The sequence below is a fragment of the Mesorhizobium sp. P2_F7 genome (assembly GCF_056403695.1).
In genome coordinates this window covers 599044-619801 of record NZ_JBFUFA010000003.1, presented here as the reverse complement: position 1 = coordinate 619801, position 20758 = coordinate 599044, and the positions used below count along the sequence as shown (strand labels likewise).

At 64.4% G+C, this 20758-nt stretch carries 19 protein-coding genes and 1 pseudogene; 11 read left to right on the top strand and 9 right to left on the bottom strand.

From position 1 onward, the window contains the following. Positions 1 to 58: 58 nt before the first annotated feature. The gene (gene ypfJ, locus AC1DZ8_RS12790) at positions 59 to 991 is read right to left on the bottom strand and encodes a KPN_02809 family neutral zinc metallopeptidase (RefSeq protein WP_477306166.1); all 933 of its coding nucleotides are present in this window, start codon (positions 989 to 991) and stop codon (positions 59 to 61) included. Between the two features lie 190 nt (positions 992 to 1181). Here ypfJ and AC1DZ8_RS12785 point away from each other — a divergent pair, with 190 nt between their 5' ends. Beyond that, positions 1182 to 3266, top strand: coding sequence for a hypothetical protein (locus AC1DZ8_RS12785; RefSeq protein ID WP_477306164.1), 2085 nt, complete (start codon positions 1182 to 1184; stop codon positions 3264 to 3266). Between the two features lie 22 nt (positions 3267 to 3288). On the opposite strand, the gene AC1DZ8_RS12780 is transcribed toward AC1DZ8_RS12785, so the two are convergent. Continuing rightward, a complete protein-coding gene (locus tag AC1DZ8_RS12780; protein WP_352589710.1) occupies positions 3289 to 3477 on the bottom strand; it encodes a hypothetical protein in 189 nt (62 codons plus the stop codon). Between the two features lie 90 nt (positions 3478 to 3567). Continuing rightward, positions 3568 to 4023, bottom strand: a complete 456-nt coding sequence (gene mntR / locus AC1DZ8_RS12775; protein ID WP_477306162.1) for a manganese-binding transcriptional regulator MntR — start codon at positions 4021 to 4023, stop codon at positions 3568 to 3570. Positions 4024 to 4267: 244 nt separating this feature from the next. Here mntR and AC1DZ8_RS12770 point away from each other — a divergent pair, with 244 nt between their 5' ends. The 3 genes and pseudogenes from AC1DZ8_RS12770 to AC1DZ8_RS12760 all read left to right on the top strand — a co-directional run bounded on the left by AC1DZ8_RS12770 (position 4268) and on the right by AC1DZ8_RS12760 (position 7298). Then, the gene (locus AC1DZ8_RS12770) at positions 4268 to 5626 is read left to right on the top strand and encodes an Nramp family divalent metal transporter (RefSeq protein ID WP_477306161.1); all 1359 of its coding nucleotides are present in this window, start codon (positions 4268 to 4270) and stop codon (positions 5624 to 5626) included. Positions 5627 to 5684: 58 nt separating this feature from the next. Then, on the top strand, positions 5685 to 6545 hold the full coding sequence (locus AC1DZ8_RS12765; RefSeq protein ID WP_477306159.1) for a protein-L-isoaspartate O-methyltransferase family protein: 861 nt from the start codon (positions 5685 to 5687) through the stop codon (positions 6543 to 6545). A gap of 101 nt (positions 6546 to 6646) precedes the next feature. Continuing rightward, positions 6647 to 7298 (top strand): annotated as a pseudogene (locus AC1DZ8_RS12760) (dihydrofolate reductase family protein). Between the two features lie 190 nt (positions 7299 to 7488). On the opposite strand, the gene AC1DZ8_RS12755 reads toward AC1DZ8_RS12760, so the two are convergent. Then, a complete protein-coding gene (locus AC1DZ8_RS12755; protein WP_477306157.1) occupies positions 7489 to 8367 on the bottom strand; it encodes a LysR family transcriptional regulator in 879 nt (292 codons plus the stop codon). 86 nt (positions 8368 to 8453) lie between these two features. Between AC1DZ8_RS12755 and AC1DZ8_RS12750 the strand changes: the two genes are divergently transcribed. Further along, positions 8454 to 9053: a LysE family translocator gene (locus AC1DZ8_RS12750; protein WP_112396989.1), complete on the top strand. Its 600-nt coding sequence runs from the start codon at positions 8454 to 8456 to the stop codon at positions 9051 to 9053. Between the two features lie 183 nt (positions 9054 to 9236). On the opposite strand, the gene AC1DZ8_RS12745 is transcribed toward AC1DZ8_RS12750, so the two are convergent. Beyond that, a complete protein-coding gene (locus tag AC1DZ8_RS12745) occupies positions 9237 to 10031 on the bottom strand; it encodes an SDR family NAD(P)-dependent oxidoreductase (protein WP_477306154.1) in 795 nt (264 codons plus the stop codon). A gap of 181 nt (positions 10032 to 10212) precedes the next feature. Between AC1DZ8_RS12745 and AC1DZ8_RS12740 the strand changes: the two genes are divergently transcribed. Next, on the top strand, positions 10213 to 10677 hold the full coding sequence (locus tag AC1DZ8_RS12740) for a MarR family winged helix-turn-helix transcriptional regulator (protein ID WP_477306152.1): 465 nt from the start codon (positions 10213 to 10215) through the stop codon (positions 10675 to 10677). 33 nt (positions 10678 to 10710) lie between these two features. On the opposite strand, the gene AC1DZ8_RS12735 is transcribed toward AC1DZ8_RS12740, so the two are convergent. Further along, entirely contained in the window at positions 10711 to 11889 is a 1179-nt protein-coding gene (locus AC1DZ8_RS12735) for an MFS transporter (RefSeq protein ID WP_477306150.1), read from the bottom strand. Between the two features lie 206 nt (positions 11890 to 12095). Here AC1DZ8_RS12735 and AC1DZ8_RS12730 point away from each other — a divergent pair, with 206 nt between their 5' ends. After that, positions 12096 to 12452, top strand: coding sequence for an ArsR/SmtB family transcription factor (locus AC1DZ8_RS12730; RefSeq protein ID WP_477306148.1), 357 nt, complete (start codon positions 12096 to 12098; stop codon positions 12450 to 12452). Between the two features lie 22 nt (positions 12453 to 12474). Here AC1DZ8_RS12730 and AC1DZ8_RS12725 read toward each other — a convergent pair whose 3' ends face one another. After that, positions 12475 to 12945, bottom strand: coding sequence for a nucleoside deaminase (locus AC1DZ8_RS12725; RefSeq protein ID WP_477400969.1), 471 nt, complete (start codon positions 12943 to 12945; stop codon positions 12475 to 12477). 179 nt (positions 12946 to 13124) lie between these two features. Here AC1DZ8_RS12725 and AC1DZ8_RS12720 point away from each other — a divergent pair, with 179 nt between their 5' ends. The 3 genes from AC1DZ8_RS12720 (at position 13125) to carB (ending at position 18706) form a co-directional block, all read left to right on the top strand. After that, positions 13125 to 13895 (top strand): metallophosphoesterase family protein, encoded by a 771-nt coding sequence (locus AC1DZ8_RS12720; protein ID WP_477310097.1) that lies wholly within the window; start codon positions 13125 to 13127, stop codon positions 13893 to 13895. A gap of 201 nt (positions 13896 to 14096) precedes the next feature. Further along, positions 14097 to 14933 (top strand): SH3 domain-containing protein, encoded by an 837-nt coding sequence (locus tag AC1DZ8_RS12715; protein ID WP_477310128.1) that lies wholly within the window; start codon positions 14097 to 14099, stop codon positions 14931 to 14933. A 269-nt stretch (positions 14934 to 15202) separates the two neighbouring features. After that, positions 15203 to 18706, top strand: a complete 3504-nt coding sequence (carB, locus tag AC1DZ8_RS12710; RefSeq protein WP_477310099.1) for a carbamoyl-phosphate synthase large subunit — start codon at positions 15203 to 15205, stop codon at positions 18704 to 18706. 86 nt (positions 18707 to 18792) lie between these two features. On the opposite strand, the gene AC1DZ8_RS12705 is transcribed toward carB, so the two are convergent. Next, positions 18793 to 19515: a winged helix-turn-helix transcriptional regulator gene (locus AC1DZ8_RS12705; protein ID WP_477310101.1), complete on the bottom strand. Its 723-nt coding sequence runs from the start codon at positions 19513 to 19515 to the stop codon at positions 18793 to 18795. Between the two features lie 178 nt (positions 19516 to 19693). Between AC1DZ8_RS12705 and AC1DZ8_RS12700 the strand changes: the two genes are divergently transcribed. Then, complete coding sequence (locus tag AC1DZ8_RS12700) at positions 19694 to 20323, top strand: MSMEG_1061 family FMN-dependent PPOX-type flavoprotein (RefSeq protein ID WP_477310103.1); 630 nt, start codon at positions 19694 to 19696, stop codon at positions 20321 to 20323. Between the two features lie 9 nt (positions 20324 to 20332). Here AC1DZ8_RS12700 and AC1DZ8_RS12695 read toward each other — a convergent pair whose 3' ends face one another. Next, positions 20333 to 20725, bottom strand: a complete 393-nt coding sequence (locus AC1DZ8_RS12695; protein ID WP_477310105.1) for a RidA family protein — start codon at positions 20723 to 20725, stop codon at positions 20333 to 20335. Positions 20726 to 20758: the final 33 nt, after the last annotated feature.

Below are 20758 nucleotides of genomic sequence, written 5' to 3'. Positions count from 1 at the left end.
ATGAATCGGCCGTCGACGGATGCGCTTTCAACCCTGGCGACTGAAGCGTGCGAGCGCCTCAGATTGGACCTGTCAGCGTGTTGCAATCCGACAGCTTGCCGCTCTTGTAGCCGCGCGCCAGCCAGGTCTGCCGCTGCTGCGAGGTACCGTGGTTGAAGCTTTCCGGCACGACATAGCCCTGCATCTTCTTCTGCAGCGTGTCGTCGCCGATCTGCTTGGCGGCGTTCAGCGCCTCTTCGATGTCGCCTTGTTCCAGAATGCCCTTCTGCGCGGTGAAGTGTGCCCACACGCCGGCGAAGCAGTCTGCCTGTAGCTCGATGCGCACCGACATCTGGTTGGCCTCGGCCTCGCCCATGGACTGCCGCATCTGGTTGAACTTGGGCAGGATGCCGGTGAGGTTCTGCACATGGTGACCGACCTCATGCGCGATCACATAGGCCTGGGCGAAATCGCCCGAGGCGCCGAACTGCTGGTCGAGCTGCTGGAAGAAGGTGGTGTCGAGATAGACCTTGTGGTCGCCGGGACAATAGAACGGACCGGCGGCCGTCGAGGCGGAGCCGCAGGCCGAGCGGATTTGCCCGCTGAACAGCACCAGCTTCGGGTCCTCGTACTTCAGGCCCTGTGACTGGAAGATGCCGGTCCAGGTCTCTTCGGTCTCGGCCAGCACCGTCGCCACGAACTGCTTCATCTCGTCGGAAGCAGGCGTACCGGCACCCTCGTCCTGGCCGCCGCTGTTGTCGGTGATCTGGCCGCCGCCGCCCGGTAGTACGCCGCCGCTGTCGCCTGTGCCCAGGATCTGCGATGGATCGAAGCCGAAATACCATCCGGCCAGCACCACGAGGATGACGAGCAGGATGCTGCCACCGCCACCGGTGCGGCCGCCGATCGGGACGCGGAACTGGCCAGGGCTGCCGCCGCCGAAACCACCGCCGCCGCTGTCGCTGCGCTCGTCCTCGACATTGTCACTCTGACGGCGGCCCTTCCAGAGCATGGCAACTCCCCGTGATGCAAAATTCCCGGCAGACCCGGCCGATGGTATGGCCCGGTCCGACCCAACAAACGAATATCCCAATGGTTGCATCAAGTCACAGTATTTTTCGCGGCAGCGGCATCGCGGCTTCGCCTCTGGCCGAGGCGGCCTGCGCACTGTAGCATCCGGTTCGAAAGGGGGTGTCGGGGGCTTGCGGACGATCAGCCGATTTCTGTTGCTGGCGGTGCTGTTGTGCCTCGGCTCATGGCCGGTTTGCTCCGTCACGCTCGATTCCAGCGTCGCCGTCACCGATCCCGACACGCTGCAGGCGCTCGAGCGTGGCGGCCTGTCGATCAGCCGCCTGCTCGGCCCGGCGCTCGGCCTGACGCGTGAGGTCGACAATCGCGGCCTGTTTTCGGTGCGTGCGCTGACCCCGGTGCGCAACGCCGTAAAGCAGGAGATCGCCGACGAACCGGCCGGCAGTCCCGACCCCTATGTCGCCGCGATGGCGAAGTCGAAGGACCCCAGCCAGAAATTCAACCCGAAATACATCGACGATGACGGCTCGACGCTGGACCTGACCGGCGTCGTCAACCGCATGGACCGCGGCTATCTCGGCCACACCGAATGCGGAGAGATCAGGCTGATCTATCGTTTCCATTATTCGGTGGCGGAGAAGCCGGCGAAGGGAAAGCCAATCGGGGGAAAGACTGCCCAGCGCATTTCATCGCGCCTGCCGCTGACCATGAGCCTGGTCTTCAATGCCAAGCCTGGTGAGGCCCGCGCCCGCGCTTCGAGAGACCGTCCAAGCGCTACCGCCGCGTCGTGTGCGGACGTCGCCGAGCGCTGGCTGGCCGCCGGCCAGAAAGATCTTGCGCCCGATCAGCTGGCGGCGTGGCTGCGCTCCGATGAAGGTCCGCTGTCCAACGCCATGTTGAATTCCTCGCAGATCATGCGGCTTGAACTCAACATGCAGGTTCTGCGGCTGTCGGCGTCGAGCCGGCGCGATTTCGGCGGCCATGCCGAATATCTCCTGAAAATTTTCAAATGGGATCCGGCGAGCTCGACTTTCCAGGAATCAAAGATGGAGAACCAGATCGACAGGAAGATCGTGCTGGCCGATCGGCCGGCCTTCGCCAAATGGCTGCTCACCGACCGCAACATCTATGATCTCGATCGCGGCCGGCTGGTGATCGACGACAAATTCCTGGCGACCAGCGCCGTCTCGGTCGCGCCCGGCGGCATGGCCAGATCGCAAAACAACATCGCCTATGGGCTGCTCGACGATGCGGCAATAGAGAAGGCGCTGAAGGACTACGTCGCCAGGGGCAACGAACTGCGCAGTGTGAAATCGGTGGCTGGCTTCAATCTTCGCCTGAACGAGATGACCTGCACCGGCTGCCACCAGACGCATGGCATTGCTGGCTTCCACTATACCGGCGCCGATCCGGCCAGCGAGCCGCGCCGCAACGCCGTCTTCGTGCCGGGGTCGGCTGTGTTCTTCGCCGACCTGCCGCGCCGCCGCGCAATCGTCGAGGACTTCGCCGCCGGCGGTCATCCTGATTTCACCAGAGGTTTCGCCGCCCGCCCGGATGCCAAATATGCCGAGGCGCTGAAAGGCACCGACCTCTACAATGGCTGGGGCTCGATCTGCTATCGCGGCGAGGATGCGAGCTTCAAGGACTGGAGCTGCGGCGCCGGCCTGCGCTGCGCCGGTGTCCATGAAAGCGCCATCCATCCGGGCTTCGGCACCTGCGTCAGCGAAAAGGGCACCGCCGTCGGCGACCCCGTCGAGTTCGGCGAGATCAAGATGTCGACATGGGGCAGCGACCAGTATTGCCGCCTCTCGCCCGCTACGGCAAAGGCCTGTGCCATCGATCCGGCGCGCGACAAGAAACCGGTGATCAAGCTCGCCGGCTACGGCGCGGCGCGCCAGCGCTACGACAATCCCGAGCAGAAGACCGGCGGCTTTCCCGGCGGCATGCTGCGCAAGGCGAGCTGCGACAAGCTTCCCGAGGAGGCGACATGCGGCCGCCTCGCCAAGACCGGCTTCAACGATTGCATCGCATCGGGCAAGGATCACAAATCCTGCACCAGCGAATTCACCAAGACCGCCGGCCTGCGCGCCTGCGACAAGGCGCACCCGTGCCGCGAGGACTATATCTGCACCGCCGGCTACGACGATCTGGCCGAAGCCAAGCCCGGCAAGGGCACCTGCATCCCGCCCTACTTCATCTTCCAGTTCCGCGTCGACGGCCATCCGCGCAGTTGGGTGCAGGATGTGAGCGAAGAATAGGCTGCGCGCTTGCGACGGGAATTCAGCTCTTCTGCTTGGCGCCGGCGCTCTTGCCGTCCGAACTCCTGGAGCGTTCCTCGAAACGCGCGGCGCCCTTCTTCAGTGGCCGGCCAGTTTCGGCTTCGGTCTTGCGCTCGTCCTTTGCGGCAGCCTGTTTCAATCCCTTGGCAGCCTGTTTGCCCTTCGCGGTCGGTGCCTGTTCGACGCCCATGATTTCCTCCTTGTCGCGTGACGCGATCTCAGGAGCAACGTGCGTCGAATGCGGAGGTTCCGGTGGACTTTGGTCCGGGGTCGGCGAGCCTTAGCGCGGCGCGGTCATCGCTTTGCGGAAGGCTTCGAGCGTCTCGGCGCTGACATGATGCTCAATGCCTTCGGCATCGATGCGCGCCGTCTCGGCGCTGACGCCCAGCGAGCGCAAAAAGGCCTCCACCGTCTGGTGGCGAATGCGGCTTTCCTCCGCCACCTTGCGGCCGGCATCGGTCAGGAACACGCCGCGATAGGGTTTTCTGGAGACAAGCCCGTCAGCGCACAGCCTGGTCAGCATCTTGGCCACCGTCGGCTGGGCGACGCCCAGCCTTGCCGCGATATCAACCTGGCGCGCCTCGTTGCCGTCCTCGATGAGATCGGCGATCAGCTCGACATAATCCTCTACCAGCGCGCTGCGGCGCGCTTCGCGCGTATGCCGGAAGCCTTCGGAATGGACATCGGCGTCCGGAAGCGGCTCCTCGCGTCGAACCGGTTTATGCTTCAGCGCCAATACCTGTTCCCTCTTTGGCTTTCGACAAATCAATCGCCCTTTGCCATTCATAGCACGGGCTTAACTGTTCCAGCCGTTTATTTGCATTCCAGGGCAGGCGCAACCGGCGTTTGCGATCACCCCCAGCGCGTCCATCGGCTGCCCTTATAGGAAGCACATACAATGAAATATAGCCTATTGCATAATGTTGAGCCCTGGCATAGATAGGATGACATCAACCAATCCATCCAGTGGAAAGCCCTCCATGTCCGAAGCCGACGCAACCGTGGGATCAGCCTGGCGATTTGACAGGCCGGAGGACAATCCGCCGAGCCTGCGCGAGGTGAATTCCACGATCGCGGTGCCGCAGACCGGCGTCTGGTTCCGCCGCCTGTTCGCCTTCATGGGACCGGGCTACATGGTTTCGGTCGGCTATATGGATCCGGGCAACTGGGCGACCGACCTCGCCGGCGGCGCGCAGTTCGGTTACACGCTTTTGTTCATCATCATGCTGTCCAACCTGATGGCGATCCTGCTGCAGGCGCTTGCCGCCCGGCTTGGCATCGCCACCGGCCGTGACCTCGCCCAGGCCTGCCGCGCCTACTATCCCCGCCCGGTCAGTTTCGTGCTGTGGATCGCCTGCGAGCTCGCCATCATCGCCTGCGACCTCGCCGAAGTCATCGGCACGGCGATTGCGCTGCAGCTTCTGTTCGGCATTCCGCTCATCGGCGGCGCCATGCTGACGGCGCTCGACGCCTTCATAGTGCTTTTGTTGATGAACAAGGGTTTCCGCTATCTCGAAGCCTTCGTCATCGCGCTTTTGATCATCATCTTCGGCTGCTTCGCCATCCAGATCTTCGCCGCCGCCCCGCCGGTCGGCTCGATCCTGCATTCGATGTTCGTGCCGTCGACGGAGATCGTCACCAACCCGGCGATGCTCTACATCGCCATCGGCATCATCGGCGCCACCGTCATGCCGCACAATCTCTATCTGCATTCCTCGATCGTGCAGACGCGTGCATATGAACGGACCGAAAAAGGCAAGCGCGATGCCATCAAATGGGCGACGACGGACTCGACCATCGCGCTTGTCCTGGCGCTGTTCGTCAACGCCTCCATCCTGATCGTCTCGGCTGTCGCCTTCCACGGCACCGGCCACCAGGATGTCGCCGAAATCGGCCAGGCCTTCGAGCTACTGTCGCCACTGCTGGGCCTCGGCATCGCCTCGATCCTGTTTGCGGTGGCGTTGCTCGCCTCCGGCCTCAACTCGACCGTCACCGCAACGCTTGCCGGCCAGATCGTCATGGAAGGCTTTCTGCGCCTGCGCATCCCGCAATGGGCGCGCCGGCTGCTGACGCGCGGTATTGCCATCGTCCCGGTGGTGGTCGTCACCGCGCTCTACGGCGAAAAGGGCACCGGCCAGTTGCTGGTCTTCAGCCAGGTGATCCTGTCGATGCAGCTTCCCTTCGCGGTCATCCCGCTGGTGCAGTTCGTCTCCGACAAGAAGAAGATGGGCAACCTTGCCATTCCGCGCGGCGTCGCCGCGCTTGCCTGGGTGGTCGCGGCGATCATCCTGGTGCTCAACTTCAAGCTGCTCTACGACACCATCTTCGGCGTCGGTTGATTTTTCTGCTTCTTCCGAGCGAGACAAACCGGCGCTTCGCGCTATTTTGTAGCGCATCATGACAAGTGTCGAAGACGCAAGAAAATTCTATGCGCAGCTGATGGCGGCCAGTGCCGGCTCGGTCGATCCGCGCCTCGAAGAGGCTTTCGCCGCAGTGCCGCGCGAGGCCTTTCTCGGTCCCGGCCCGTGGACGGTGGTCGCCGGCAGGGCGCTCATCACCGGCACCGGCAAGATCATGACGCCGAGCGCCGATCCGGTTCACATCTATCAGGATGTGCTGGTGGCGCTCGATGCCGACAAAGGCATCAACAATGGCGAACCCTCGCTGCACGCCATGTGGATCGGCAGGATCGCCCCCAGACCAGGCGAGGCCGTCACCCATGTCGGCGCCGGCACCGGCTACTACACCGCCTTGCTGGCCCGGCTGGTTTCACCGGGCCGGGTGACCGCCTTCGAACTGGAGGCCGACCTTGCCGCCAAAGCGACAAAGAACCTCGAAACCTATCGCAACGTGAGCGTCGTCCGTGCCGATGCGGTCACGAGCGATCTGCCGCCATCCGACATCATCTATGTCAACGCTGGCGTCGTCGCCCCACCGGTTAGATGGCTGCGGGCGCTGAAGCCCGGCGGCCGTATGATCTTCCCCTGGCGCCCGGCCCAGAGCGTCGGCCTTGCGGTGATGGTGACCCGCACCGACAAGGGCTTTGCCTGCGACCCGTTCATGCGCTCATGGTTCATCCCCTGCGTAGGCGCCTCGGTCGCCGGCTCAGCGGCTAAAATCCCCGACCTCCAGCAAGCGGCGCGAAGCCGCTCCATCTGGCTGACATCGGACAGGGCGCCGGACCGGACCGCCACTGCTGTCATCGGCGACGTCTGGTTTTCGTCGCAGGCGCTTGGCGGCAGGCGACAGCGGCAATAGGTGTCGTTTTTTGCCGTTACCTGTCGGATGGCCGCTGACTTGTGCGTCCTTGGATCGAAGTCCGGCCCTGACGGCGCGGACCAAAGAGAAGGAAAAATCCAATGCGAAAGATCATCGCCGCCACCTTCGTCAGCCTGGACGGCGTCATGCAAGCGCCAGGTGGTCCCGAGGAAGATCCGGTCGGCGGCTTCAAGTTCGGCGGTTGGACCTTCCACTACTTTGACGAGGTGGCCGGCGTCGCCATGGAAGAACTGTTCTCCAAACCTTTCGCCCTGCTGCTCGGCCGCAGAACCTACGACATCTTCGCCGCATACTGGCCTTACCAGAACGATCCGATCGGAGATGCCTTCAATCCTGCGACCAAATATGTGGCGACGCATCGGCCTGACACACTCACCTGGGAGAACACGCAATGGCTTGGCGACGATATCGTCGCGGCGTTGCGCCGCCTCAAAAAGGAGGATGGACCTGACCTGCTCATCCAGGGTTCGGGCGAGCTGATCCAGACCTTGCTCGCCAACGGGCTGATCGACGAGATCCGGCTGATGATCTTCCCGCTGCTGCTGGGCAAGGGCAAGCGGCTGTTCGATGGTGGCGCGATGCCGGGCCGCCTTCAAGCTCGTCAAGTCGCAGGCCACGACCACCGGCGTCATCATGGCGACCTACGAACGCGGCGGCGAGATCAAGGTCGGGTCGTTTGTCACGCAGGAGCCGTCCGACGCTGAACTCGAGCGACGCAAGAACTGGAAGTAGCTTTACAGGACTTGGGTTCCTCGCCCCGCAAAGCGGGGGAGAGGTGGCCGCGAAGCGGCCGGAGCGGGGGCTTCGTAGGGCGGATACCTTGTGAAAACTTGGCACCGCAGCGCCAATCCCCCTCTCCGTCTCGGCTTCGCCGAGCCACCTCTCCCCCACAWTCGTGGGGGCGAGGAACTAGTGGCCTGGCCTATGCCGCCACCGCCCGCCGCGCCAGTCCATCCCGGATATACCGCGCAAACTCCTGCGCCGCCGGGGCCGCGCCAAATCTTGGCAGATGCAGGTTGATCGAGAAATTCGGCAGCGGCGGTAGCCCGGCATCGAAGGGCAGAATGTCGAGATCGGCAGGCACGGTGGAGGCGAGCCAGGCGGTGACCGCGAGGTCGGAGCGCACCGTCGCCGTCGTCGCGTCGATGTTGCCGTTTTCGAACACGGTGCGCCATTCCAAACCATGCTCGTTCAGCGCCGACAACACCACCGGGCGGAAGGCACAGGTGTCGGCGACGATCGACACCGGCAGCGGCCGTTTGGCGCGGGCAACGCCGCCCTTGGCCCCGACCCAGACCAGCCGGTCGATGGCGAGGCACTCGCCGGCCGTCGGGCCAACCCGTTCCTCAATGACGGCAAGATCGATCGTGCCGGCCGCAAGGGCAGCGGTAAGGTCCGGCGAGGCAGCGCAGAGCAGCGAGATTTCGACCCGTGGATAGGCTTCCGAATAGGCCTTCAGCACCGGCGCCAGCAAGGTGCCGACGAGGTCGTAGGGCACGCCGAGCCGCACCTGGCCGGCAACCTCCGTGCCCGCCATCTCGGCCCAGATCTCGTCATTGAGGCCGAGCAGCCGCTTTGCCTTGCCGAACAGCCGCTCGCCAGGCCGCGTCAGCCGCAAGCCGCGCCGGTCGCGCTCGAACAGGCTGCAGCCGAGCGCCTCTTCAAGCCGCTTGACCTGCTGGCTGACGGCGCCTTGCGTCAAATGCAGCGCATTCGCCGCCGCCGTCATGCTGGCCTTGTCGGCGACGGTGACGAAGGTGCGGATCAGCGCCGTGTCGAGGTTTCGGATCATGGCTTGCATTATACCTGCTAATGCTGGGCATCGCAAACATTGCATTTACTGAAGTAGCTGCGCGGCTACGATGGCAGCCCACCGAGGATATCAGTATGTTCGAGCCCATCATTCCCCTTGTCGTTTTCGCAATCATTGCAACCGGCACGCCTGGCATTGCGACCACGCTGTCGACGGCCTCCGGTGCGCAATTCGGCTTCCGCCGTTCCGTCCCGCTGATGACGGGCAGCGCCACCGGTCTTGCCACGGTAACGGGAGCCGCGGCCGCCGGGCTCGCCGGACTGCTGCTCGCCGTGCCATCGCTACAGCTGGCGATGAAACTTGTCGGCTCGCTCTATCTCGTCTGGCTGGCGATCAAGATCGGCCGCGCCGGGCCGCCCAATCTCGATGTCACGATGGCCAAGCCCACCAGTTTCCTCAGCGGCGCCGGCATCCAATGGCTGAATCCCAAGGGTTGGGCGATGGGCCTGGGCGCCGCGGCTTCGTTCGCAGCCCTTGCCGACGGACCGGGACAACTCGCACTGCTGCTCGGCTCGACCTTTGGCCTGGCGGCCGCCGTGATGTTGTCCATCTGGTGCGTCGCCGGCATGGTGCTGGCACGGCTGCTCAAGACCGAATGGCAATGGCGCGCGCTCAACATCGTGCTGGCGCTGGTGCTGGCGGCGTCGATCATTCCGATGTGGCGGGGGGCTTAGCGCTAGTTCCTCGCCCCCATGAAATGGGGGAGAGGTGGCTCGGCGAAGCCGAGACGGAGAGGGGGCTGGCGCAACGATGGTAGCGAGACTCCGCAAGGCATCAGCCCTACGAAGCCCCCTCTCCGGCCGCTTCGCGGCCACCTCTCCCCGCTTTGCGGGGCGAGGAACCCAAGTCCTGTCAGCTCAAGCCGCGTAGCGCGCAGCCGGCTTGTCGGCGTGCAGGTTGCCGTAGAAGGCCTGCCTTGCGCCAAGGAAGGTGTCGAGCTTGGCCGCATCGGCAAGCGCCGGCACGGTGACGGCTTCACCCCGGGACAGACCAACGAGCGCGGCATCGACCATGTCGTCGGCGCTCATGATGATTTCCTTCGGCAGCTGGTCGATATCGCTGCCGGCAAGCTCCCAGAAATCGGTGCGGGTCGCACCCGGCAGCACTGCCTGCACCTTCACATTGGTGCCCGCGACCTCGCGGTGCAGTCCCTCGGTGAAGTTGACGACATAGGCCTTGGTGCCGCTGTAGATGCCGCCGAACGAGGTCTCATAGGCGAGCACCGAGGCGATGTTGACGATGGCGCCGCGGTTGCGCGCCAAAAGCCCCGGCAGCACGGCGCGGGTCAGGCGGGTCAAGGCAATGACATTGACCTTAATCATGCGCTCGGCCTCGTCTGCGTCGGCCGTTGCCACCACGGCCTGGCCGCCGATGCCGGCATTGTTGACCAGAAGCGTCACGCTGTCGTCGGCCGCGATCGCCTGTTCGACGCGGCGCATATCATTGTCGTCGGCGAGATCGGCGGCAATCACGCTGACCTTGCGCTGGTAGGCATAACGAAGCTTTTCAGCCAGTTCCTCGAGCCGGTCGGCGCGCCGCGCCACCAGCACCAGATCGTAGCCGTGCCCTGCCAGCCGGTCGGCATAGACCGCGCCGATGCCCGCCGATGCGCCGGTGATGACTGCCGTGCCCTTGTTGTCCTGTCCACTCATTGTCCTGTTCCTTTTGGTGCTGCCCGGCGAGACGGAAATCTCTCATCCCGCCGCCTGATTTCTAATTAGTGGCATATACAACTATCAACGAAATAGGTATATGCCACTATCTTGTCAACGGCGGCGACAGAAACTATTTCTGCGGCATGCCGGCAGACGCTTTGCCGGCCAAGGAGCCGTGATGACCAAGACTGCGATGCCGGGATTCAGCCCTTGCAACAACGCCACGCTGCGGCGCGCCGCGCGCAAGCTCAGCCGCTTTTATGACGATGTGATCGCGCCTTCGGGCCTGAAGGGCACGCAATACGGCCTGCTCTACCAGATCTATGTCGGCAGCGAGCCGGCGATGGGCACCATAGCCGAAGAGATGGTCATGGATCTGTCGGCGCTCGGCCACACACTGAAGCCGCTGATCCGCGACGGCTATATCGAGACCTTCGCCGACAAGGACGATCGCCGCATCAAGCGTGTGCGCCTGACAAGCCAGGGCCTCGCCAAGCTCGAAGAGGCGACGAAATTGTGGAGCCTTGCCCAGCAGCGTTTTGAGGACATGGTCGGCAAGGACCGGGCGGCAGAGCTGCGCGCCATGCTGGATGAAGTCGCGGCGCTGGATTACGAAATGCCGGCGGCCGCCCTTCAGGACTGAAAGAGCGGCCGTCAGTAAGGTTCTACAAGCAGGTTACTCCGCCGGCACGGCGACCGGGCGGGCCGCCCAGCGGCCAGCCAGCACCACGCCAAGCCCGATCAGCGGGAAGATTGCGGCGATGAGGCCGAGATCGGCCGGCACGCCGTAGCGCAGCACGGCACCGCCGACCACCGCGCCCAGCGCAACGCCGAGATAGAGCGCCGACGCGTTGAGCGACAGCACGATCGGTGCTGCGTCGGGCGCCAGCTTGATGATGCGGCTAGCCTGCGCCGGCGGGAACGCCCAGCCGACCATGCCCCACGGCACCATCATGGCCATCAGCACCGGCCCGGCGATGTGCTGCGGCAGGAAGGTCGGCACGACCGAGAGCATGACCAGCATCGCGGCACTCAGCGCCAGCGACCAGCCGACGGTGCGCGTCGCACCGAACCGGTCGGCCGCCTGACCGCCGGCAATGTTGCCGATGACGGCGCCGACACCGAAGGCGAGCAGCATGCCGGGCAGCGCCAGCGGGCTCAAACCGCCGCTCTGGATGGCCAGCGGTGCGATGTAGGAAAAGACCGAGAAAGCGCCGATCAGGGCGAGAGCCGTGGTCAACAGGATCGGCATGACGCCGGGGCGCAGCGCCGCGGCCAGCCGGCGCCGCAGCGGCAGCCTGGTGCCGACAATGCCGCGCGGCAGCCGATACCACAGGATGGCGCCGACCAGCGCGCCAAGCCCGGCGATGGCAAAGAAGGTACCGCGCCAGCCGGCAATCGTCGCGACCAGCGCACCGAGCGGGGCGCCAAGCGCCACCGCCACGGTGGTGCCGCCGACAACCACGGCAATGGCTCGCGCCCGGTGATGGTCATCGACCAGCGCCACCGCCGTGCCTTGCGCGGTCGCCGCGAACAGGCCCGACGACAGCGCCATGATGATACGGGCAATGAGCAGCAGTTCGAAGGAGGAGCTTAGTGCTGCCACCAGATTGCCGATGACAAAGAACACCAGCGTCCACAGGATGACGCGGCGCCGGTCCCATTCGCCGGTCAGCGTCGCCAGGATCGGCGTGCCGATGGCGTAGGCGAGCGCGAAAGCGGTGATCAGCGTGCCGGCCAGCGGAATCGAAATGCCCGCGTCGCCAGCGATATCGGGCAGCAGACTGGAAATCACGAAGCCTTCGGTCGAGATCGTGAACGATCCGAGCGCAAGCCAGAAGAGGCGCTTGTCCATTGGGGGTGTCCTTAGTTCAAAAGTTATTGAACAATTGGACATAACAGGGCATGATGTCAATGAAGCCAGGCGAAAATAGCTGAAGCCTGCTGACAGCCCTGTGTCAGGACAGCCATTGGGCCAATAGCGAAACGGAGAAACAGTATGTACGGGCACAGAAAGAGCCACGCGTTGAAATCGCCACCGACTGTGCTTAGTTTCGGGCCATGACCTTGCCGCACCCCAACACAGACCAGATCAGCCTGCCGATCGTGCTCGCCGTGCTTGGCGACCCGACCCGGCTCGCCATCGTGCGCTATCTCGCCAGCAAGGAAGGCGTGGCGCTGAACTGCAGCCAGTTCCTCGACTTCGGCTCGAAGACCAACCTCAGCTATCACCTGGCCAAACTGCGCGAAGCCGGCGTCACCCGCGCCGAAGTGGTCGGCACCAACCGCATGATCACGCTGCGCCGCACCGATCTCGACGCCCGCTTCCCCGGCCTGCTCGACAGCGTCATCGCCGCGGCTGGCGACGACCCTGCTTTGCCCGCGGTCGGCGGCCACGACATCGAACTGCCGGCCTAGCCGGTTTCGAAGTCAAGTTCTCCTAGCGCTGCCAAAACCCGATATGCGGGGCGAGGAGTTCCTCGTCCATCTCGGGGAAGGGACCGTGGACCTCGACCGGCTTCTGCCCGGAGGCGAGGACCGTGCGCGACGAGAGGTTCATCGTCGGATTCTCGGCATGGTCGCCAGTCAGCGCGAGAAGCTTGGTTTCCTCATAGCCGTAAACCAGCCGGCCGATATTGGCCCAGTAGAGCGTTCCAGTGCACATCGCACAGGGCTCGCCAGTGGTGACCAGCGTGCAGGACCAGAGGAATTCCGGCGGATAGGCGTCCGCGGCACGCCGGGCGAGTTCGGTTTCGGCGTGGCGCACGGTGTTGATGTTGCCTTGCCGCATCAGGATGCGATCGTCGGGACCGACGAGCACACAGCCGAAAGGATGATGCCCGTGCGCGGCAGTCTCGCGCGCGACCTCATTGGCGGCGCGCAGGTGGGCAACCATCTGGTCGCGGGTCATCGCCTGGTCCCTCCAAGGCTGTCTTGAGCAGATCTCCCCCAGATGAACTCTGGAACGGTGTGGACGCTAACAGATGGCGTGCTTCGACGAAAGCCAAGGGGCTTCCGGCTGAGGCAGGGGCTTGATAACGAAGACGGGCCGCAAATACTCCAGTGCGGCTGCACCAGGGAGCCCGCCGCATGCGCATAGCCGTTCTCGCCGACATCCACGGCAATGTGCTGGCACTGGATGCCGTGCTCGCCGATCTCGAGCGGCGTGGCGGCGCCGATCTCACCATCAATCTCGGCGATTGCGTCTCCGGCCCGCTGTGGCCGCGTGAGACGTTCGAGCGGCTCGAAGCGCTCGACCTGCCGACCGTGCGCGGCAACCACGACCGCCGCGTCGCCGTCGACCCCGCCGACGAGACGATGTGGGCTTCCGACCGCTACGCGCAGGAACGGCTGACATCGGCGCAGCGCGAGGCGCTGTTTGCTTTGCCTTTCATGTTGGAGATCATTCCCGGCGTGGTCGCGTTCCATGCCCGGCCCGACCATGACGAACAATATCTGCTCGACGCGATCGTCGATGGCCAACTGGTGCGCGCGCCGCTTGCAGCTATCGAGCGGCGGCTGAAGGGGCTCGCCTGCCGCATTGTGCTGTGCGGACACAGCCACCGCCCGGAGCTGATCCGCATCCCCGGCGGCCCCGTGATCTTCAACCCCGGCAGTGTCGGCGCCCCCGCCTATGACGACGACACCCCGCCGGCGCATGTTTCGGAGCAAGGCAGTCCGCATGCGCGCTACGGCATCGTGACCCTGGATGGTGGCGGACCCGACCGTTTCGAGACCATCGCCGTCGACTATGACCACGAGGCGGCAGCCATTCAGGCCGAACAGGCGGGGCGGCCGGAATGGGCGCATGCGCTGAGAACCGGCTTCATGCCCAAATCCTCTGGGCAAGGCTCCGTGTGACTGCACCGCCCCCTTGCCTGCGCCTCCCGGCACCAAACATCGGACGCATTTTGGACTTACATGGCGCCGCATCGTCCCTTATAAAACCGCCCGGGCATGTGGCAGGACCTGCCGCGGCTAGAGCAATTCCAGGAAAAGTGTGAAGCGGTTTTCCGTCCGGAATTGCGAAGGGCAAAGGTACAGAGTATCAGTGCACGGCCAATGATGAGGCGCATCCTTACGCTCCGAACTAGTTTGCATGCGCTGATTGCCGCTCCGCTGCTGACGGCGGCATGGCTGGCTATTGTCCCGGCCCACGCCGAAGAGGCGCCCTTCATCTCCTTCGTCACCGGGCTTGCTCCCGACGATCTGCTCAACATCCGCGCCAAGCCATCTCCGATCGGCAAGACCGAGGCGCGGGTGGCTGCCGGTGCGAGCGTGCGCAACCTCGGCTGCAACGACATTGACGGACATCCCTGGTGCAAGGTTGTTTCAGACAATCCCAGCGCCACCGGCTGGGCGCCGGCGCGCTATCTCGTCCCGGTCAATCCGGCGACCGTGCCCGAATCTGACCAGCCGGCGGATGCGCCCACAGTCGCCACGGCCACCGATGCCAACCCGGACGCCACGACGCCTCCCCCACCGCCCGCACCTGCGCCGCCGCCTGACCTGACGCAGCGTCTCGGCGGCTCGGATCCAGACGCGCCAAAGTCCGCCGCCGAGATCGGCAGGATCGCGATGGACGATGCCTATGGCATGGCATTCGCGGCGATCGAACCCTCCCCTGCTCCGCCCGCGCTCGGCATCCCCTGCGCGCGCCATGTCGGCGAGCCGATGACCCAGTGCCAAATAAGCGTCGCCCATACCGGCGGCGACAGCGCCGTGACCGTGACCTGGCCGGACGGCGGCGCGCGCATCATCAACTTCCATGGTGGCTTGCCAGCCGGCTCCGACTCTGCCGACGAATTCCGCTTCACCCGCGAAGGCAGCCTGAACATGATCCGCATCGGCGTGGCCGAACGGTTCGAGATTACCGATACGCTGGCGTTCGGCGACTAGGGGAATAAGGCAGTAGGGCAGTAAGGCAGTATGTGAAAGGCCGAGAGGCCGCTGCCCTACTGCCCTACTGCCCTACTGCCCTACTGCCCTACTGCCCTACTGCCCTACTGCCCTACTGCCCCCACAATCCCGCATTTTCGGGGTTACATCCGCCAAAACTCTTCCCTATAAGGCCCTCCTAGCCTGATACCAGAATCGCAAGCACAACCGGCCGGGTCTTCCCGTCCCGGTTTTTCGTGCAAGCCGCTCGCCGAACGGAACTCATAACGATGCCAAGACGCACTGACATCAAGTCGATCCTGATCATCGGGGCCGGCCCCATCGTCATCGGCCAGGCCTGCGAGTTCGACTATTCCGGCACCCAGGCCTGCAAGGCGCTGAAGGAGGAAGGTTTCAGGGTCATCCTGGTCAATTCCAACCCGGCCACGATCATGACCGACCCGGAACTGGCCGACGCCACCTATATCGAGCCGATCACGCCGGAAGTGGTCGCCAAGATCATCGCCAAGGAGCGGCCGGATGCGCTGCTGCCGACCATGGGCGGCCAGACCGCGCTCAACACCGCTTTGTCGTTGCGCCGCATGGGCGTGCTGGAGCGGTACAATGTCGAGATGATCGGCGCCGATGCCACGGCCATCGACAAGGCCGAGGACCGCGCGCTGTTTCGCGAGGCGATGAAGAAGATCGGCCTGGAAACGCCGAAGTCGATGCTGGCCAACGCCACCGACGTCAAGAACACCGACCGCAAGATGCATGAGGCCGAGCGCGCCGCCGTCAAGGCCGAGGCCCCTGCCGATCTCGATGCCGCGCTCGATGCGCTTGAAACCCGCTGGAACCTCGGCGAAGGCGACCGCAAGCAGCGCTACATCAGCCACGGCATGGCGATTGCCGCCCAGGCGCTCGACCATGTCGGCCTGCCCGCCATCATCCGCCCGTCCTTCACCATGGGCGGCACCGGTGGCGGCATCGCCTACAACCGCGCCGAATTCTACGACATCGTCCAGTCCGGCCTCGACGCTTCGCCGACCACCGAAGTGCTGATCGAGGAAAGCGTCCTCGGCTGGAAGGAGTATGAGATGGAAGTCGTCCGCGACAAGGCGGACAATTGCATCATCGTCTGCTCGATCGAGAATATCGACCCGATGGGCGTGCATACGGGCGATTCCATCACCGTCGCCCCTGCCCTGACGCTCACCGACAAAGAATACCAGATGATGCGCAACGCCTCGATCGCGGTGCTGCGCGAGATCGGCGTCGAGACCGGCGGCTCCAACGTGCAGTTCGCCGTCAACCCGGCCGATGGCCGCCTCGTCGTCATCGAGATGAACCCGCGCGTCTCGCGCTCGTCCGCTTTGGCCTCCAAGGCGACCGGCTTCCCCATCGCCAAGATCGCGGCAAAGCTCGCCGTCGGCTACACGCTGGACGAGCTGGAGAACGACATCACCGGCGGCGCGACGCCGGCCTCGTTCGAGCCGAGCATCGACTACGTCGTGACAAAGATCCCGCGCTTTGCCTTCGAGAAATTCCCCGGCGCCGAACCGGTGCTGACCACCGCCATGAAGTCGGTCGGCGAAGTCATGGCCATCGGCCGCACCTTCCAGGAGTCCTTGCAGAAGGCGATGCGTGGTCTTGAGACAGGCCTCACCGGCCTCGACGAGATCGAGATCCCCGGCCTTGGTCATGGCACTGCGCCCGCCAGCCACGTTGACGACCGCAACGCCATCCGCGCCGCTTTGGGCACGCCGACGCCCGACCGGCTGCGCATGGTGGCGCAGGCGATCCGCATGGGCACCTCGCTCGAAGACGTGCACGCCATGTGCAAGATCGACCCGTGGTTCCTCGAACAGATCGCCGGCATCCTCGCCATGGAAGCCCGCATCCGTGAGCACGGCATTCCCCAGGACGCCGTCAACCTGCGCATGCTGAAGGCCATGGGCTTCTCCGACGCCCGCCTCGCGTCGCTGACGAAGACCGACGCCGAAGTGATTCAGAAGATTCGCGAAAAGCTCGACGTTCATCCGGTTTATAAGCGCATCGACACCTGCGCCGCCGAGTTCGCTTCGCCCACCGCCTATATGTACTCGACCTACGAAGTGCCCTTCGCCGGCGCGCTTGCCAACGAAGCGCAGGTCTCATCGCGCAAGAAGGTTGTCATTCTCGGCGGCGGTCCCAACCGCATCGGCCAGGGCATCGAATTCGACTATTGCTGCTGCCATGCCGCCTTCGCCCTGCGCGACGCCGGCTACGAAGCGATCATGATCAACTGCAACCCCGAGACCGTGTCGACCGACTACGACACCTCCGACCGGCTCTACTTCGAGCCGCTGACGGCGGAGGACGTGCTGGAGATCCTGCGCGCCGAACAGGCGTCGGGCGAACTGGTCGGCGTCATCGTCCAGTTCGGCGGCCAGACGCCGCTGAAGCTCGCCGACGCGCTGGAGAAGGCCGGCATCCCGATCCTCGGGACGTCGCCCGACATGATCGATCTCGCCGAAGACCGCGACCGCTTCCAGAAGCTGCTGCACAAGCTCAACCTCACCCAGCCGAAGAACGGCATCGCCTATTCGGTCGAGCAGGCCCGTCTCGTCGCCGGCGAGCTCGGCTTCCCGCTGGTGGTGCGTCCCTCCTATGTCCTCGGCGGCCGCGCCATGCAGATCATCCACGACGAGGGCATGCTGCAGAGCTACCTGCTCGACACCGTGCCCGGCCTGGTGCCGGAGGACATCAAGCAGAAATACCCCAACGACAAGACCGGCCAGATCAACACGCTGCTGGGCAAGAACCCGCTTTTGTTCGACACCTATCTCTCCGGCGCCATCGAGGTCGATGTCGACTGCCTCTGCGACGGCAAGGACACGTTCGTGTCGGGTATCCTCGAGCATATCGAGGAGGCCGGCATCCATTCGGGCGACTCGGCCTGCTCGCTGCCGGTTCACTCCCTGCCTTCGGAACTGGTCGACGAACTGGAGCGCCAGACAGCCGCGCTCGCCCGCGCACTCAATGTCGGCGGCCTGATGAACGTGCAGTATGCGATCAAGGACGGTACGGTCTATGTGCTGGAGGTCAATCCGCGGGCGTCACGCACCGTGCCCTTCGTCGCCAAGACCATCGGCCGGCCCATTGCGAAAATCGCCGCCCGCATCATGGCCGGCGAAAAGCTGGAAGACGCCTTCGCCCATTACGGCGCCATGCCCGACCCGAGAAACCCCGGCCACATCGCGGTCAAGGAAGCCGTCTTCCCCTTCGCCCGCTTCCCCGGCGTCGACATCCTGCTCGGCCCGGAAATGCGCTCGACCGGCGAGGTCATGGGTCTCGACCGCGACTTTGCTCTGGCCTTCGCCAAGAGCCAGCTCGGCGCCGGCGTCGACCTGCCACGCTCCGGCACGCTGTTCGTCTCGGTGCGCGACGAGGACAAGAAAGGCATATTGCCGGCGGTGAAGCGCCTCGCCGGCCAGGGTTTTAAAGTGCTGGCGACGTCCGGCACGCAGCGCTTCCTCGCCGAAAACGGCGTCGACGCCCAGAAGATCAACAAGGTGCTTGAGGGACGCCCCCACATCGAAGACGCCATTCGCAACCGCCAGGTCCAGATCGTCTTCAACACCACGGACGGCCAGAAGGCGGTGTCGGACTCCAAGTCGCTGCGGCGTGCGACGTTGATGCAGAAGGTGCCATATTACACGACGCTGTCGGGCGCTGCTGCGGTGGCGGAGGCGATTGCGGCGCTGAAGGCAGGGAGCCTCGAGGTCAGGCCGCTGCAGGAGTATTTTGCGTGAGTATGGCTGATCTCCCCACCCGTGGGAGATCAATGGCAGCCAGAGGGGTTGCTGCGCCTATTGGGTTTCAGCGCCTCCAGCGGTCCCTAACCAATCGCCCGCAACACCCGCAGTTCCCCCGGGCGTTTTTGTATGGCTGCCAGCGAACCGAGGCCGAGCCAGTCAGCCACGTTGGACGTGAACTTGCGGGGGCCGTCTATCTGGACTTCGCCGCTGGCGATTGCACCGGCAAGGCCCTGCGAACCGATCCAGATGCGCACCATGGTCTTGAGCGGCGCTTCGATCTGCACATCGATCTCGAAACCCGGGTCGATGTAGCAGAGGTCGACATCCCGGCGTTCGAACACCAGCCAATGCAGCCGCTTGCCTTCCGCCGCATCGGGGAAATGGAAGCGGACGACGAAACGGTCGGGCAGGCTTGGCAGGCGGCGGACGTTGCGCCTTATGTCCCACATCAGGAAATCGGTATCGACGTCGGCGAGCGACGGTTCGACATCGATCCATTCCTGTCCCCAGACAGCGATGGCGCGCACCACCTCGCCCAGAGCCAACCCCGCCTCCGTCAGCCGGTAGACGACCGGCTTGCCGGCGCCCTCACTGCCCCGGGACACGAGACCGTAGGATTCGAACTCCTTCAGCCTCTGCGCCAGGATCGTGCGCGATATCAGCGGCACCCCGCGCCGGATCTCGTTGAAGCCGGTCGATCCTTCGAGCAGCTGGCGCAGCACCAGCACGGTCCAGCGGTTGCACAGGATGTCCGCCGCCATCGAGAGCGGACAGTACTGACCGTAGCCATTGTGCTCCTGCATATCGACCGGTCCGCCCCGCGAAACCGCCAGAGAAAACTGCCAGAAAGACTGCTTGAGATTCTATAGGCCCCCGCAGGCCGCGCTACCAGTCCGGTTTCCGGACTAGTTGTGCTCGCCTTCCGGTGCGAGCATCGTTCGCGACGCCGGCGATTGCGGCGATCGAGAGAGGGTTCGAACCATGGCACAGGCTGACCCGGACATCCTGACGACCATCGCCGAGCTTCGCGACATCGTTGGCCCGGTGGGCGAGAAGGTGGCCAACAAGACGATCGACCATATCGACGGGATCTGCGCGACCTTCATTTCCATGTCGCCATACCTCGTCATGGCGACGAAGGGTCAGGACGGTCTGCTCGATCTCTCACCCAAGGGGGATCCCGCCGGTTTTGTCGAGGTGCTGGACCGCAAGACGCTTGCCATTCCCGACCGTCTCGGCAACGGCCGTTTCGACAGCTACGAGAATCTCATCGCGGACCCGTCGCTTGCCCTGATCTTCCTCATTCCGGGCCACACCGACACGCTTCGTGTCGCCGGAGAAGGCCGTATCAGCCGCGCCCCCGAACTGCTCGCCCGCTATCCGGTGAATGGAAAGGAACCGCGCTTCGTTCTTCTTGTCACGGTGCGCGAGGCCTTCCTGCATTGCGCCAAGAGCATTGTGCGGGCCGGCCTGTGGCGCCAGGAAACATGGCGCGACTCGTCCTGCGTTCCCTCGCTTGCACAGGCGATGGTCGCGCATGGCAAGCTGGCGCTTGGCGTTGCCGAGATGCAGGAGATCATCGACAGGGACGGCAAGACCCGGCTCTATTGAAGCGCGTGGTTACCCCACCGCCACACATTCAATCTCGATATCGAACTCCATCGGCCATGACGCCACGGGGACAAAACTGCGCGCCGGCGGATTGACGCTGAAGTACTTCGCATAGACCCGGTTGATGGCGTTGTAGAAGCCGGAATTGACGGCGTAGATGCGCACCATCACGACGTTGTCCAGCGAGGTGCCGGCCGCTTCCAGGCAATGTTTCAGCGCCTTCAGCGATGCCTCTGTCTGCGTTTCGATGTCGCCGCGCATCATCTCGCCGGTCACCATGTCCACCGGCGGCGTGGCCGAGATGAACACGAAGCCATTGGCCCTGACCGCCGTCGAGCACGGCAGCCCAAGCGCCCGCACCTTGGCCGACATGACGGGCACTTCGATGACTTCTTTCTTCATGGCATTCTCCCTGGGTTTGCCAGCGAGCTTATC

Bases quoted from the DNA above. Each gene is read 5' to 3' on its own strand.
- ypfJ (WP_477306166.1), bottom strand. From the start codon at position 991: ATGCTCTGGAAGGGCCGCCGTCAGAGTGACAATGTCGAGGACGAGCGC.
- AC1DZ8_RS12780 (WP_352589710.1), bottom strand. From the start codon at position 3,477: ATGGGCGTCGAACAGGCACCGACCGCGAAGGGCAAACAGGCTGCCAAG.
- AC1DZ8_RS12770 (WP_477306161.1), top strand. From the start codon at position 4,268: ATGTCCGAAGCCGACGCAACCGTGGGATCAGCCTGGCGATTTGACAGG.
- AC1DZ8_RS12765 (WP_477306159.1), top strand. From the start codon at position 5,685: ATGACAAGTGTCGAAGACGCAAGAAAATTCTATGCGCAGCTGATGGCG.
- AC1DZ8_RS12755 (WP_477306157.1), bottom strand. From the start codon at position 8,367: ATGCAAGCCATGATCCGAAACCTCGACACGGCGCTGATCCGCACCTTC.
- AC1DZ8_RS12750 (WP_112396989.1), top strand. From the start codon at position 8,454: ATGTTCGAGCCCATCATTCCCCTTGTCGTTTTCGCAATCATTGCAACC.
- AC1DZ8_RS12745 (WP_477306154.1), bottom strand. From the start codon at position 10,031: ATGAGTGGACAGGACAACAAGGGCACGGCAGTCATCACCGGCGCATCG.
- AC1DZ8_RS12740 (WP_477306152.1), top strand. From the start codon at position 10,213: ATGACCAAGACTGCGATGCCGGGATTCAGCCCTTGCAACAACGCCACG.
- AC1DZ8_RS12735 (WP_477306150.1), bottom strand. From the start codon at position 11,889: ATGGACAAGCGCCTCTTCTGGCTTGCGCTCGGATCGTTCACGATCTCG.
- AC1DZ8_RS12730 (WP_477306148.1), top strand. From the start codon at position 12,096: ATGACCTTGCCGCACCCCAACACAGACCAGATCAGCCTGCCGATCGTG.
- AC1DZ8_RS12725 (WP_477400969.1), bottom strand. From the start codon at position 12,945: ATGACCCGCGACCAGATGGTTGCCCACCTGCGCGCCGCCAATGAGGTC.
- AC1DZ8_RS12720 (WP_477310097.1), top strand. From the start codon at position 13,125: ATGCGCATAGCCGTTCTCGCCGACATCCACGGCAATGTGCTGGCACTG.
- AC1DZ8_RS12715 (WP_477310128.1), top strand. From the start codon at position 14,097: ATGATGAGGCGCATCCTTACGCTCCGAACTAGTTTGCATGCGCTGATT.
- carB (WP_477310099.1), top strand. From the start codon at position 15,203: ATGCCAAGACGCACTGACATCAAGTCGATCCTGATCATCGGGGCCGGC.
- AC1DZ8_RS12705 (WP_477310101.1), bottom strand. From the start codon at position 19,515: ATGCAGGAGCACAATGGCTACGGTCAGTACTGTCCGCTCTCGATGGCG.
- AC1DZ8_RS12700 (WP_477310103.1), top strand. From the start codon at position 19,694: ATGGCACAGGCTGACCCGGACATCCTGACGACCATCGCCGAGCTTCGC.
- AC1DZ8_RS12695 (WP_477310105.1), bottom strand. From the start codon at position 20,725: ATGAAGAAAGAAGTCATCGAAGTGCCCGTCATGTCGGCCAAGGTGCGG.